At 71.3% G+C, this 12,525-nt stretch carries 11 protein-coding genes and 2 pseudogenes; 3 read left to right on the forward strand and 10 right to left on the reverse strand.

Translation table 11 applies throughout. The features are described from left to right. Window positions 1–3: 3 nt before the first annotated feature. From EHO50_RS43355 to EHO50_RS43370, 4 genes are all read right to left on the reverse strand, one after another. Window positions 4–1,032 carry an amidohydrolase family protein gene (locus EHO50_RS43355; RefSeq protein WP_128437399.1) on the reverse strand — a complete coding sequence of 343 codons (1,029 nt, stop codon included), beginning with the start codon at window positions 1,030–1,032 and terminating at the stop codon, window positions 4–6. Further along, the gene (locus EHO50_RS43360) at window positions 1,029–2,165 is read right to left on the reverse strand and encodes an FAD-dependent oxidoreductase (protein ID WP_128437400.1); all 1,137 of its coding nucleotides are present in this window, start codon (window positions 2,163–2,165) and stop codon (window positions 1,029–1,031) included. The genes EHO50_RS43355 and EHO50_RS43360 overlap by 4 nt, the downstream gene beginning before the upstream one ends. Window positions 2,166–2,355: 190 nt before the next feature. Further along, window positions 2,356–3,318: a cyclase family protein gene (locus tag EHO50_RS43365; RefSeq protein WP_128437401.1), complete on the reverse strand. Its 963-nt coding sequence runs from the start codon at window positions 3,316–3,318 to the stop codon at window positions 2,356–2,358. Further along, a complete protein-coding gene (locus EHO50_RS43370; protein WP_128437402.1) occupies window positions 3,315–4,304 on the reverse strand; it encodes a fumarylacetoacetate hydrolase family protein in 990 nt (329 codons plus the stop codon). Before EHO50_RS43370 ends, EHO50_RS43365 begins: the two co-directional genes overlap by 4 nt. A gap of 120 nt (window positions 4,305–4,424) precedes the next feature. Here EHO50_RS43370 and EHO50_RS43375 point away from each other — a divergent pair, with 120 nt between their 5' ends. Next, the gene (locus EHO50_RS43375) at window positions 4,425–5,336 is read left to right on the forward strand and encodes a LysR family transcriptional regulator (protein WP_128437403.1); all 912 of its coding nucleotides are present in this window, start codon (window positions 4,425–4,427) and stop codon (window positions 5,334–5,336) included. 97 nt (window positions 5,337–5,433) lie between these two features. Here EHO50_RS43375 and EHO50_RS43380 read toward each other — a convergent pair whose 3' ends face one another. The 4 genes and pseudogenes from EHO50_RS43380 to EHO50_RS43395 all read right to left on the reverse strand — a co-directional run. Continuing rightward, the gene (locus tag EHO50_RS43380; protein WP_128437404.1) at window positions 5,434–6,741 is read right to left on the reverse strand and encodes an MFS transporter; all 1,308 of its coding nucleotides are present in this window, start codon (window positions 6,739–6,741) and stop codon (window positions 5,434–5,436) included. Window positions 6,742–7,402: 661 nt separating this feature from the next. Next, complete coding sequence (locus EHO50_RS43385) at window positions 7,403–7,699, reverse strand: PALP domain-containing protein (RefSeq protein WP_342787059.1); 297 nt, start codon at window positions 7,697–7,699, stop codon at window positions 7,403–7,405. A gap of 331 nt (window positions 7,700–8,030) precedes the next feature. Next, window positions 8,031–9,440, reverse strand: a complete 1,410-nt coding sequence (locus tag EHO50_RS45540) for a DUF4573 domain-containing protein (RefSeq protein ID WP_281288325.1) — start codon at window positions 9,438–9,440, stop codon at window positions 8,031–8,033. 269 nt (window positions 9,441–9,709) lie between these two features. Then, window positions 9,710–10,059 (reverse strand): annotated as a pseudogene (locus EHO50_RS43395) (MFS transporter); the annotation flags it as partial. 127 nt (window positions 10,060–10,186) lie between these two features. Here EHO50_RS43395 and EHO50_RS43400 point away from each other — a divergent pair. Further along, window positions 10,187–10,471, forward strand: a complete 285-nt coding sequence (locus EHO50_RS43400) for a hypothetical protein (protein WP_246101843.1) — start codon at window positions 10,187–10,189, stop codon at window positions 10,469–10,471. 13 nt (window positions 10,472–10,484) lie between these two features. Here the strand turns inward: EHO50_RS43400 and EHO50_RS43405 are convergent, their stop codons facing one another. After that, window positions 10,485–11,183, reverse strand: coding sequence for a LuxR C-terminal-related transcriptional regulator (locus EHO50_RS43405; protein WP_128437408.1), 699 nt, complete (start codon window positions 11,181–11,183; stop codon window positions 10,485–10,487). Between the two features lie 264 nt (window positions 11,184–11,447). Here EHO50_RS43405 and EHO50_RS43410 point away from each other — a divergent pair, with 264 nt between their 5' ends. Beyond that, window positions 11,448–12,122 (forward strand): TetR family transcriptional regulator, encoded by a 675-nt coding sequence (locus EHO50_RS43410; protein ID WP_164905123.1) that lies wholly within the window; start codon window positions 11,448–11,450, stop codon window positions 12,120–12,122. A 243-nt stretch (window positions 12,123–12,365) separates the two neighbouring features. Here EHO50_RS43410 and EHO50_RS45545 read toward each other — a convergent pair. Next, window positions 12,366–12,525 (reverse strand): annotated as a pseudogene (locus EHO50_RS45545) (IS701 family transposase); the annotation flags it as partial.

Consider the following 12,525-nt stretch of genomic DNA (forward strand, 5'->3'; position numbering starts at 1 on the left):
TCCTCAGGCGAGGTTCAGCAGGGCGGCGGCGTTGCCGCCCCGCACCGCGTGGAAGTCGTGGTCGGGCAGGCCCGCTGAGCGCAGGGCGGCCAGCGGGTCGTCGGTGCCCATGTCGAAGGGGAAGTCGGAGCCGAGCAGGACGCGGTCGGCGCCGGCGACGCGGATCAACTCCCGCAGGACGTGCGGATCGTGGACGAGGGAGTCGAAGTACAGCTGCTTCAGATAGCTGCTCGGCTCCCGGGAGCAGGCCCGGGCGTCGGGGCGGGCCCGCCAGGCGTGGTCGGAGCGGCCGATGTGGGTGGTGAGGTAGCCGCCGCCGTGCGCGGCGAGCAGCTTCAGGCCCGGATGGCGGTCCAGGGCTCCGGAGAAGATGAGGTGGGAGAGGGCGACGGCGTTCTCGGTGGGCTGGCCGACGGTGTTGGACAGGTACCACTGGTCCAGGCGCTCGTCGAGCGTGCAGCCGAAGGGGTGCAGGAAGACGACGGCGCCGGTCTCCTCCGCGCGTGTCCAGAAGGGCGCGAGCCGCGGATCGGACAGCTCCACTTCCCGTGCCCCGCCCGGACCCGGGGCGTGCGAGGAGATCTCCACGCCCCTCAGCCCCTGGTCCAGCGCGTGGTCGAGCAGCGTGACGGCGAGGTCGGGGTGCTGGAGGGGGACGAGGCCGAGGCCGCGCAGCCGGTCGGGGGCCTTGGCGCAGTGCGCGGCGGTGCCTTCGTTGGCCAACCGGCAGATCCTGTCGGCCAGTTGGGCGTCGGCCCAGTAGTGGTAGTGGTTCGGCGAGGGGCTCACCAGCTGCACGTCGACATCGGCCTCGTCCATCGCCGCCAGGCGCACGTCGACGTCCGTCAGCTTCGGCACCCGTGCGCCCACCATGGGCCCGTTCACCGCGAGGGCCGCCGATCCGTTGCGGCGGGCGTCGAGGTGGCGGGCCTCGGCGAGGCCGGGGTGACCGGCGACGGTCTCCTCGATCTCCGGGAGCAGGAGGTGGGCGTGGACGTCGACGGTCGGCGCGGAGGATGCGGTGGCGGTCACGGGCGCTCCTTGAGGAGGTTCATGGTGCGGCCGACCAGCCCGGCGATGTCGGCGTCGCGCACGCCGTCCAGCTGCCACCGGCCGATCTGCACGGACGCCTCCACGACGGTGCGCACCCGGGGGATGCGGCGGTCGTGGTAGGCCTGCAACAGCTCGTCGTCCCAGTCCCGTCCGCCGGTCAGCAGCTCGGCGAGCACGGAGGCGTCCTCCAGGGACATGGCCGCACCCTGGGCCACGGTGGGCGGGCAGCAGTGGGCGGCGTCGCCGACGAGCACGACCCGGCCCCGGTGCCAGGAGCCCTCGACCAGCAGACGGTCGAACCAGGTGTAGTTGACCTTCTTCGGGTCGGTGATGTGCTCGGTGATCTCCGGCCAGACCCCGCCGTAGCCCTGTGCCATGCGGCGCATCTCGTCGGCGTAGGCGGCCGGGTCGATGGAGGCGCGGTCGCGGCACGCTTCGACGACGTAGGCGTAGATGGTGTTCTCGCTGGTGGGGCAGTAGCCGGCGATGTAGGCGGTGCCGCCGTAGGCGAGGTCGGTGCGGGTGACGCTCGCGGGCCGTGGGGCGGCGATGCGCCAGATGGCCATGCCGGTGGGCTCGGGTTTGTTGGTGATGCCGATCGCGGCGCGGGTGGCGGAGTTGAGGCCGTCGGCGCCGATCACCAGGTCGTAGCGGCCCTCGCTGCCGTCGCTGAAGCGCACCGAGACGCCGTCGGCGTCCTGCTCCAGGCTCTCGGCGGTGGTGCCGAGACGCACACCGGCACCGGAGGCGCGGACCGCGTCGATGAGGATCTGCTGGAGCCGGGGGCGCTGCATGCCGAGGGTGGCGGGCAGGTCCTCCCCACCGGTCTGGATGTCCTCGGCGACGAACAGGACGGTGCCGTCCGGGGCGGTCACACCCAGCGAGCCGAAGGCGTACCCGGAGCCCTCCACCTGTTCCCACACGCCCAGTTCGCGCAGGACTCGCAGGGCGTTGCCCTGGAGGGTGATGCCGGAGCCGGTGGTGGCGTTCCAGTCGGGCCTGGCCTCGATCAGGTCGACGGCGATGCCGGCGCGGCGCAGCAGGACGGTGACGGCGTTGCCGGATGCGCCCCCGCCTATGACGAGGACGGAACGGGTGGGGCGATCAGCCATGTCGGGGATACCTCCCGATTTCGGGCCGCGCGGCTTCGGGCGGCGGGGTGCGGCTCGCCCGCTGGGGGCGCGGACCAGGGGTGGGGACAGGGGTGGGGAGAGGGGGACGGGGGTGCGGGCCGGATGTGCCGCTGCTGTCGGCTGCTTTCTTTTTTTTGGGGGGGGGTCGGCGCGTCCGGCGGCCGGGCGGCTACTTGACGGCGACGGGGTTGACGGGGGAGCCGACGGCCCCGGTGATCGGCAGCGGCGCGGCGGTCAGCCAGAACTCGTACACGCCGTCCGCCGCGCAGTCCTCGGCGAGCGATTCCAGGTCCCACATCTCGCCGATCAGCAGCCCCATGTTGGGGATGACGACCTGGTGCAACGGCTGGAAGGCGTTCTCGAACTCGTTGGGCCGTACCTCGAACCCCCACGTGTCGGTGGCGACCGCCGCGATCTCGGTACGGTGCAGCCAGCCCGCCGTGGTGAACGACAGCCCCGGCGCGGCCCCGCCGGCGTACTCGCCCCAGCCGTCACGGCGCACCCGGGCCAGCTGCCCGGTCCGTACGACGACGATGTCACCGCGTCCGACGGCCACCCCGTGGGCTTCGGTGGTCGCGGTCAGATGCTCCTCGGTGACGGCGAACCCGTCGGGCAACTCACCGCCCTCCCCGACGACCCGGCCCACGTCCAGCAGCACGCCACGCCCGGCGACGTACGGCGCCATGTGCTCGATGCCGGTGACGAGGTCGCCGTCGGAGGTGACGACCTTCTCGGCGGGCCGCCCGTTCCAGGCGTTGCCGTGGTCGAAGATGTGCCCGAGCCCGTCCCACTGCGTGGAGCACTGCAACGGCATCGCGATCACGTCGTCGGCGCCGCCGATGCCGTGCGGGAAGCCCTGGTTGCCGAGGGCCGCGTCGGTGCCGGTGTCGAGCATCGTGTGCACGGGGTTGGTGCGCCGGCGCCAGCCCTTCTGCGGCCCGTTCATGTCGAACCGCTGCGACAGCGAGAAGCTCACGCCCCGCCGTACGAGGGCGGCGCCCTCCCGGCGCTTGGCCTCGTCGAGGAAGTTGAGGGTGCCGAGCACGTCGTCCTCGCCCCAGCGCCCCCAGTTGGAGTACGCCTTGGCGGCCTCGGCGACGGCGCCCTCGGGATCGTGCCGGTCCAGGCTCATCGCTGCTTCTCCTCCACACAGCGCGTGCGCTGCACGCCCAGACCGGTGATCGACCCCTCCATCACGTCGCCGTCGCGCAGCAGCCGTCCCCAGTGGATGCCGTTGCCGGCCGGACTGCCGGTCAACACGCAGTCGCCGGGCAGGAGTTGGGCGGTCTGGGAGATGTACGACACCAGCCGCGCGATGCCGAAGAGCATGTCCTTGGTGGACTCGTCCTGCATGGTGTCGCCGTTGAGCTTGAGAGTGACCCGCAGATCATCGGGATCGGCGATCGACTCGGCCGGCACGAGCCACGGGCCGAGCGGGGTGAAGCCCGGGGCGTTCTTGCAGCGCAGCCAGTCGGTGCCGATGGCCTTCATGTCCCGGCGGAAGACGGTGGCCCGATCGGTGAGGTCGTTGGCGATCGTGTACCCGGCGACGTACTCCATCGCTTCCTCGACACCGACCCGGTAGGCGGGCTTGGCGATGACGGCCGCCAACTCCAATTCCCAGTCCGGCTGTTGCGCCCAGGAGGGCAGTACGACGTCGTCGTACGGTCCGGCGACGGTGGTGGGCAGACCGATGAAGACGTACGGCAGGTCCTCGGCGGCCCGCCGGTCCATGACGGCGGCGATCTCGGCCCGCGCCTCCTCGACCGTGCGCGGGTCGTCGGGGGAGCGGTGGGCGACCTCCAGGTCGATCACGTGCTGCCGGTAGTTGGCGCCGGACTGGAAGATCTGCCGGGGCTCGACCGGGGCGTGCACCCGCAGCCCCTCCAGCGGCTGCCACTCCCGGGCGTCGTCGCCGGCCAGGGCGCGCAGCATCGGGAGCGTGTCCTCCCACCGTTCCAGTACGGCCCGCACGTCGGACGGCGCCGAGTCCAGGGCGCTGCTCAGGTCGAGCACCCGGCCCCCGGCCAGGAGACCGGGGAACGGATCCCGATCCCCGTCCGGGGTGGAGAACGTGCCGAGCGCGAACGGGCCGGCAGGTTGCACGAGCGTTGCCATCAGATTTCCTCCTGCTGGGTTGCGGTCTACTCTGACCTCGATCGGCGGATCACGGAAATCAATCTTGTGGATGCGCCGAATCCACGACATGGATGGCTTTCGCTCGCTAGGTGGTGCCCGGTGAACCTGTCCCGACTCGACCTCAACCTGGTCGTAGCCCTGCGCGCGCTACTGGAGGAACGCAACGTCACCCGGGCCGGCGAGCGCATCGGACTGAGCCAGCCGGCGATGAGCGCGGCGCTGTCGCGGCTACGCCGCCATTTCGACGACGAGTTGCTCGCCCGGACCGGGAACTCCTACGAACTGACGCCGCTCGGCGTCGCGTTGCGGGACCGCAGCGCCACCGCATGCGACCTGCTGGAGCGCGTCTTCGCCAGCCAGGCCGACTTCGATCCGACCGCCGAGGCCCGCGAGTTCACGCTGCTCGCCTCGGACTACGGCGCTGCCGCGTTCGGCGCCGCGCTCGCCCGCGCCGTACACCACGAGGCGCCCGGCATCCGGCTCACCTTCCAGCACCCGGCGCCCTCGGTCGTGGAGAACACCGCGACCGTACTGAGCACGGTGGACGGACTGCTGATGCCGCACGGCGTCATCGACGGTTTCCCGGCCGTCGACCTCTTCCAGGACCGCTGGCTGTGCCTGGTCGCCGACGACCACCCCGACATCGGCCACGAACTCACCCTCGAGCACCTGGCCCGGCTGCCGTGGGCCGTCTATCAGCGCCCCTACGACGCCCCGGCCGCCCGCCAGTTGAGCATGCTCGGCATCAGCCCCCAGGTGGAGGTCTCCGTCCAGACCTTCCAACTGCTGCCGTACATGGTGGAGGGCACCCGCCGGGTCGCGATGATCCAGGAACGCCTGGCCCGCAGAGCGGTCCGCTCCGCCGCGGTACGGGTCCTGCCCTGCCCCTTCGAGGCCGTACCGGTGCAGGAGGCGCTGTGGTGGCATCCGGTGCATGCGCAGGATGCGGCGCACATTTGGCTGCGGCAGAAGGCGGCGGAGGTGGGGGCGACGTTGATGGAGGAGAGCTGATGAGGGAGGACTGATGGGGGAGGACTGGTGAGGGAGACTGATGGAGGAGGACTGATGGGGAGCTGAGGTGATCTGAGGTGACTTACTGCGGGCTCCGTCACGGCTTGTCGCGCAGTTGCCCGTGCCCCATGGGGCGTCGCCGAGCGGCCGCCGACAGCCCCGCCGCCACCAGTGCCGCAGCCACCCCCAGCACCCCAACCGCCCCCGCGAGGCTCCCGACCCCCGACGCCACGGCGAGCAGCACCAGCGGGCAGACGAACTCACCCCCGAAGAAGGCCGCCATCCACAGCCCCGTCCCACGGCCACGGTCCTCGAACGCCAGACGGGACATGGCACTCGTCAGCAACGCGGGCAGCAGCATCCCCGTACCCAGGCAGTTGATCACCGCTCCGACGACCAGCAGCGGCGGGTTGCCCGCCAGGAACATCACCCCGAAACCGGCCGCGCAGACTGCGAGGACGGCGGGCAGCATCGGGTCCGGGGCCCGCTTCAGCCGGGCGAAGGTGATCGCGCCGCCGACGGTGGCGGCACTCGCGATCGCGGTGGCCAGACCGATGGCGCCGGAGTTCTCCACGCCGAGGTCGTCGAGCAGGTACGCCATCTCGACCGGGACGGTGTAGAAGACCATCGCCCCGAAGAAGGTGAGGGCACAGATGCCCGCCAACTGCCGCCAGGGGAAGGACCGGTGGCCCCTGGGGCCCGCCGCCTGGGCCGGGGTCCCGTCGGCGGCCGAGTGGGTCGACTGGGTCGAGTGGCCCGTGCGGGCCGCCGGGCTGGGCAGGGCGGAGGCCATCAGGGGAGCGAGGACCAGGCTCACGGCGTAGACCCAGAAGGGCATCTTCCAGCCCGCCGCGCCCACGGCGCCGCCGAGCGCGAAGAAGACGGTGGCCGACGCGGAGGCGCACATGGTCTGCAGCGCGAGGTACTTCACCCGCTGGTGGCCGCTGTAGTAGTCGCCGATCAGGGTGGTGCAGCAGGTCATGATCGCGGCCTCGGCGACCCCGACCAGGGCGCGGCTCGCGATGATGGCGCCCAGCGAGTCCAGCCAGAGCGGTGCCGTGCCGAACACGGCGTACAGCACGGTCGTCACGATCAGCAGGCGCTTGCGGCCCAGCCGGTCCACGATCACCCCGGCGAACGGCGCCAGCAGCGCCAGCGACAGCGCCGGAACGGTCAGCGCGAGCGGGACGAGCGCCTTGGCGCCCGGGGTCGAGGCGAAGTGGTCCTGCATCTTCGGCAGCACCGGGGCGATCAGCACGGCACCCAGGATGGGCAGACAGCTGCCCGCCATCAGCAGCGTCACCCGCAACAGATGGGCCGCACCGGAGACAGGCACGGGCGACGCGACGACGTCATCGACGTCATCGACGTCGACCGCGTGAGGAGGCAGGGCGGAACCGGGCATGGCGACTCCAGAGGGGACGGGTAGAGGAGCGGGCATGCCTGTCATGGGCGCCTATGGCGCACGGCATGCTGCGGAGTGCCGCACGTGGCGGCTGGTCCGGACGGCGGGCGGCGGACAGCGGCGTGCGGGTAGGACGACTATGAGCGGTCCGGCTTCCCAGCCGCCATCCTCCGAGCGATCCGAATCCCGTATCCGGCACATCCACGCGGTGGATGGGGCTGCCCGCTCGACACCCGCCGCGTATCAGCGGGAGGCGGTCGCCAGGGCGATACCGAAGCCGATCAGTACGACGCCCGTGGTCCGCCCGAGCCGCACAGTGGGCCCGTGGCTTGTGGAGGACGGGGCCGTCTGTCCAAGGCAGGTCCGCCATGGGCTTCCGCCGCTGGAGGGACCGGTGTCGGTAGGAGCGTCGGTGTCGGTCCGGTGCGTGAGTGCGGCGGGGTGGTTCTGCCACAGTGCCTGCCTGCGCTCCGAGGAGCACGAGACAGTCGGCGCCCAGGAGCTTGAGCGCCAGGTACGCCTTCGGTGAGGCTGTCGGCACGGCCGTGAGTCCGGCCACGGTCGTCGCGCCCCAGACGATCAGCCCGGTCGCGATCCTGCCCACGGTATGGAATGCGTCCCGGGCCCCGGCCGAGCACACCGATCGCGACTGCGAGATGGTTCAGCATGAGGTCGAGTGCGTGTCGGGGGTTGCGCCCTCGGTGCTCAGCGGGGTGACCACCGAGGTCGCGTGGAGCCCCAGTGCCGCACGGCGCTCGTCGGAGCCCGGGCCGCTCAGCACCGCGCGCAGACCGACGAGTGCCGCGGCCCCGCACGGACCCGGGGAAACCCCGAGCTCCGCGAGGCGGGCGGCCGCACGGGTGCTGTCGCCGTCCGTGACGGCAACGGCCGCATCCAGGCCGCCGAGCAGATAGGGCCAGGCGATGCTGGAGGGGGCGCCGCAGTTCAGGCCGGCCACGCTGGTCTCGCCGGTGGTGACACTGACGCGCTCGCCACGGGTGAGGCCATCTCCGCCTCGTCGAGCAGAAACAAGCCGCCGCGTTCCTCCCCGACCTCGTCTGGAAGGGGGAGCCCCCGACGGTCCCTCTGCGACAGCATCCGCGCGGCGAGTGCACACGCCGCGTCTTTACGGTCGTACGCCGCAGCCGAGGTGGGCATCCTGCCGTCCCGGCCTGCCGGGACGCCCTCCACCAGGCGCTCCGCGGCTGACCACACGGGTATGCCGGGCCCGGCTGCTTCCGGGCCCGGCATTGTGGCTGCCCCTAGGGGTCAGCTTCTCCTTGTCCCTGTCACCCGTGGTGCTTCTTCGAGTGCGAGTGCTTGGGGTGGTCGGGCTTCTTGGGGTGGCTGGGGTAGTCGGGCTTGCTCGGGAGCTTGGGCTTGGTCGGGTAGGACGGCTTGGAGGGGATGGACGGCTTGGAGGGGATGGACGGCTTGGAGGGGATGGCCGGCTTGGAGGGGATGGCGGGCTTGCTCGGGAGCTTGGGCTTGGCCGGGAGGTCTGGCTTCGCGGGGAGGGCAGGCTTTGCGGGGATGGCGGGTTTTGCCGGGATGGCGGGCTTGCTCGGGAGCTGGGGCTTTGCCGGGAGAGCTGGCTTTGCGGGGATGGCGGGCTTGGCCGGAAGCGCGGGCTTGGCCGGAAGCGCGGGCTTGTTCGGAAGCTTCGGCTTGGCCGGCAAGGCGGGCTTTGCAGGGAGGGCCGGCTTGGCCGGGAGCGCTGGCTTCGCGGGGAGTGCGGGCTTCGCGGGGAGTGCGGGCTTTGCCGGCAGGTCGGGCTTGGCTGGAAGCTTCGGCTTGGCCGGAAGGGCTGGCTTCGCAGGGATGGCGGGCTTTGCCGGGAGTGCGGGCTTCGCGGGGAGTACGGGCTTGGCCGGCAGGTCGGGCTTGGCTGGAAGCTTGGGCTTCGCCGGCAAGGCGGGCTTCGCGGGGATGGCGGGCTTGGCCGGGAGTGCAGGCTTCGCGGGGAGTACGGGCTTGGCCGGGAGCGCGGGCTTGTTCGGAAGCTTCGGCTTGACCGGGTGCACCGGGTGGGCGGGCTTCTCCGGCAGTGCCGGCTTCGCGGGGAGCGCCGGTTTGGTCGGAAGCTTGGGCTTGACCGGGTGTACCGGGTGCACGGGCTTGACGGGGTGTACCGGCTTGGCTGGGAGTTGGGGCTTGGCCGGGTGTACCGGGTGCACGGGCTTGACGGGGTGTACCGGCTTGGCTGGGAGTTGGGGCTTGACGGGGTGCACCGGATGGACGGGCTTGACGGGGTGGACCGGTTTGACCGGGTGTACCGGCTTGACTGGCTGTACCGGGTGCACGGGCTTGACCGGGTGGACGGGTTTGACCGGGTGCACGGGCTGTACCGGGTGCACGGGCTTGACCGGGTGGACCGGCTTGACCGGGTGCACGGGCTTCACCGGATGCACCGGATGTACGGGCTTGACCGGGTGGACCGGGTGAGCAGGCTTCTCCGGCTTGGCCGGGTGGGCGGGCTTCTCCGGCCCGGCGGGGTGGACCGGGTGTGTGGGCTTCTCGGGCTTGACCGGGTGGGCCGGGTGCACCGGGTGGACGTGCTTCGCCGGGTACGGCGGATGCGGGGTCTTGTGGTCGTCGTGGGCGTAGGCGGTTCCCGCGCTCGTCAGCGCGGCTGCGGCGAGCGCGGCAGCCATGGCGGCCGACGCCAGAACGGATCGCCATCGCGGCGATGTCGTCATCTTCTCCACTCTCCTCGACTTGGTTCAGGGCCTCGTGACGGCTGGTCAGCACCAAGAGCCGAACAGTGGATTGATAGGAAATCGGTAGATATGAATAACGCTGGAACGGCCATTAGCCACCGGATGGTGTAGCGCCGCACGCCAGTTGGCCCGTGCAGTGGGCCAACTGCCGTGAGACGGCAGCTGCTGCCCGAAACGGCCCACCGGGCGCCCCATGGGCCGTCGAAATCTGGCACCTGGAGCCTGAAATGGAGCCAGGACCTCGCGCCTCACATGTGTACGACGGGTGCCGGGTCGGGGTCGGTGGTCGGTAGGCCAGGGCGGTAGAGGAGGGCGCTCGCGACGAGCCCGGCGACGAAGAACGCGGCCGACCACCAGTACGCGGTGGAGTAGGCCTCCAGGCCGGCCTGGGCGGTGGTGACGGCGGCGGAGGCGACGCCGGAGTCCTCGGCCCGCACGTCGGCCGTGGCCAGGCTCATGCCAGTGGCACCACCGGCTTGGGGCCGAGGCGGGGGACGAGTGCTGTGGAGGTGAGCGTGGAGGCGAGCATGAGCCCCGCGACCATGGGCAGGAAGGCCGGTCCGGTCTTGATGGGCGTGTAGCCGAAGCTCTGCTGCAGGGAGGAGAGCCTCCTGCTGCGCGGGCTGGATGCCTTCGCGGATCTGGGCTACGACCGTGCTTCCGCGCACGAGCCGGCCCGGCGACTGGGCGTCAGCCACAACTTCATCAACGACCGGTACGGGTCCATGGCGGCGTTCTGGCGTGCGGTGATCCACTGCGCCCTGGGAGCGCAGCTGTCGCGCCTGCCGCAGGGCGATCCGGATCCGGATCCCTCGGTCGACGACGCCGAGTGTCTGCGGCGAATCATCGCCGGCTTCTACCGATCCGCCGTGGACACGCCGCCGGCCCGGCGCCCGGGTAGGGGTGAGGTCGCCTCACCGGATCAACTCACCGCCACGGCGGAACAGTTGGCGGTGCTGGTGGTCAACGGGCTGCTCGCGACAGGGTCCGGGAGCGACTCCCGGGGCTGAGGGGCGGCATGTCTCAGGCGGCCGGCCGTACCAGACCGGACTCGTAGGCATAGGTCACCGCCTGGACGCGGGCGCGGGCGCCGATCTTGGCGAGCATGTTGCTGACGTGCGTCTTGACGGTGGTCGGGGCGATGGACAACCGCTCGGCGATCTCGGCGTTGGACCAGCCGGAGGCGACGGCGACCAGGACATCGCGTTCGCGTCCGGTGAGAGTGTCGAGGCCGTGTGTGTGAGGGCGGAGCCGGGGGCTGCGCTGCTGCCGGACGGCGTCGATCAGTTCGCGGGTCAGGCCCGGGGTGATGACGGCATCGCCGGCGGCCACGATACGGACGGCCGCTGTCACTTCGTCCGGGGCGGAGTCATTGAGGAGGAATCCACCGGCTCCGGCGCGCAGGGCGGCGTACGCGTATCTCTCCTGGCCGGCCGGGGTCAGGACCAGTACACGGGGAGCCCGTCCCGCCGCACGGCCGGGGTCGGCGGTGTCGGGGACGCGTGAGGGCTGCGCGATGCGTCGGATCGTGTCGACGCTGTCCGTCCCGGACAGGTCGCTGTCCATCAGGACGATGTCGGGGCGGAGTGCGGTACTCGCCCGGACCGCCCCCTCCGCGTCCGTCGCTTCGCCTACGACCGTCAGGTCTGGCTCGGCCGCCAGGAGCATACGCAGGGCGAGCCGGTGGAGGTATTGGTCGTTGACGACGAGTACGGAGACCATGCCTGTCTTCTCCCTGCTGGAGTCGGCGCCAACCGCACTGAACGAAACGGTTTCGTACACCAGCTTACCGCTGCCCTTGTAAAGCCGGAGTACATGAATGGTCACGACCTCGGCCCTCGCGGTCGCAGGCCGTCGGGCGCGCACTCCGGCTCGTGCGCCCGCGGCCTCCCCATGGCCCCAGGGCTGTGACCTCGGAGATCTCGGTGGCGGTACAGTCTGCGCAGGCCCGCCCGTCGTATCTGACCCCTGATGTTCGAGGTTTCCGTGACCAAGCCCATGGCCCGCGTGCCCCAACGACGCAACGCGCGCTCCAACCGGGCGCGCATCCTGGCCACGGCGCGCCAGGAGCTGGGCCGCAACCCGGACATCACGCTGGAGGAGCTGGCGCGGGCCTCCGGTGTCGTGCGGCGCACCCTCTTCGGGCACTTCCCCGGGCGCGCGGCGCTGCTGGAGGCGCTCGCCGAGGAGGCTTCCGAATCCCTGCGGAGCATGCTGGCGGCGGGGGCCGCGCACTTCGGGCCGGACGAGCCGGCCGAGCGGGCGCTCGCGTACTTCGTGTTCTCGTTCTGGCCTGTGGGGGACCGCTACCGGCTCCTGCTGGCGCTGGCCCGCCGTGACCTGGGCGCCGAACGCGTGGCCGAGGTCCTGGCGCCGGCCCGCGCCGAGGGCACGGCCATCCTCGAGCGAGGCCAGCGGGACGGCGTCTTCCACTCGCACCTGCCGCCGGCCGTGCTGAGCGCCGGTCTGGAGGCGATGACGGTGGCCCTCCTGGAGGAGGTCAACACCGGGGCGCTGGAGGACGACGGCACCCACACCGCCGTCGCCACGCTCATCGCGGCCGGTGTGCCGGAGCAGAAGGCGCGCGCCGCAGTCGACGCCGTTGCCTCGACGCTGACCACGGAGGCCACGGATGCTGCGGAGGTTGCAGCCGACGACTGAGCGGCCTGCATGCTCCCCCTACTAGTACTCCAGCAGCGTTTCGGTATCTGTGGTGGTCAGGGTGCTGTTTCTGAGGCTACCTGACTGGCGATGCGTCATGTGATGGCGGTTCGTGACTTGTCGTCGCAGTGCGCCGTTTGTAGTGGCACATGCGGGCGGTCGCCTGGTGCCGCCGTCGCCAGCGGGACCAGGTCAGCGCGTGTTCGAGGCAGTGCCGCTGGTGGCCGGTGCGGGCAGCGTCCATCAGTCGCCGCACCTCTGCCACGGTGAGGGGAGCAAGGTGAGGGCCACCGTTTCTTCGGCCCCCCTTTCGATCTCCGCTGCGGCCATGGAGGCGAGGAAGGCGTGGGCGAGCATGGCCAGCGTGATGTGCCGGTACCAGCCCGGGTAGCGGCGGACTTCG

Origin of the sequence: Streptomyces cyaneus (assembly GCF_004028635.1) — a bacterium.
GTDB classification, from domain to species: domain Bacteria; phylum Actinomycetota; class Actinomycetes; order Streptomycetales; family Streptomycetaceae; genus Streptomyces; species Streptomyces cyaneus.

Bases quoted from the DNA above. Each gene is read 5' to 3' on its own strand.
- EHO50_RS43370 (WP_128437402.1), bottom strand. From the start codon at position 4,304: ATGGCAACGCTCGTGCAACCTGCCGGCCCGTTCGCGCTCGGCACGTTC.
- EHO50_RS43380 (WP_128437404.1), bottom strand. From the start codon at position 6,741: ATGCCCGGTTCCGCCCTGCCTCCTCACGCGGTCGACGTCGATGACGTC.
- EHO50_RS45540 (WP_281288325.1), bottom strand. From the start codon at position 9,440: ATGACGACATCGCCGCGATGGCGATCCGTTCTGGCGTCGGCCGCCATG.
- EHO50_RS43400 (WP_246101843.1), top strand. From the start codon at position 10,187: ATGGCGGCGTTCTGGCGTGCGGTGATCCACTGCGCCCTGGGAGCGCAG.
- EHO50_RS43360 (WP_128437400.1), bottom strand. From the start codon at position 2,165: ATGGCTGATCGCCCCACCCGTTCCGTCCTCGTCATAGGCGGGGGCGCA.
- EHO50_RS43365 (WP_128437401.1), bottom strand. From the start codon at position 3,318: ATGAGCCTGGACCGGCACGATCCCGAGGGCGCCGTCGCCGAGGCCGCC.
- EHO50_RS43405 (WP_128437408.1), bottom strand. From the start codon at position 11,183: ATGGTCTCCGTACTCGTCGTCAACGACCAATACCTCCACCGGCTCGCC.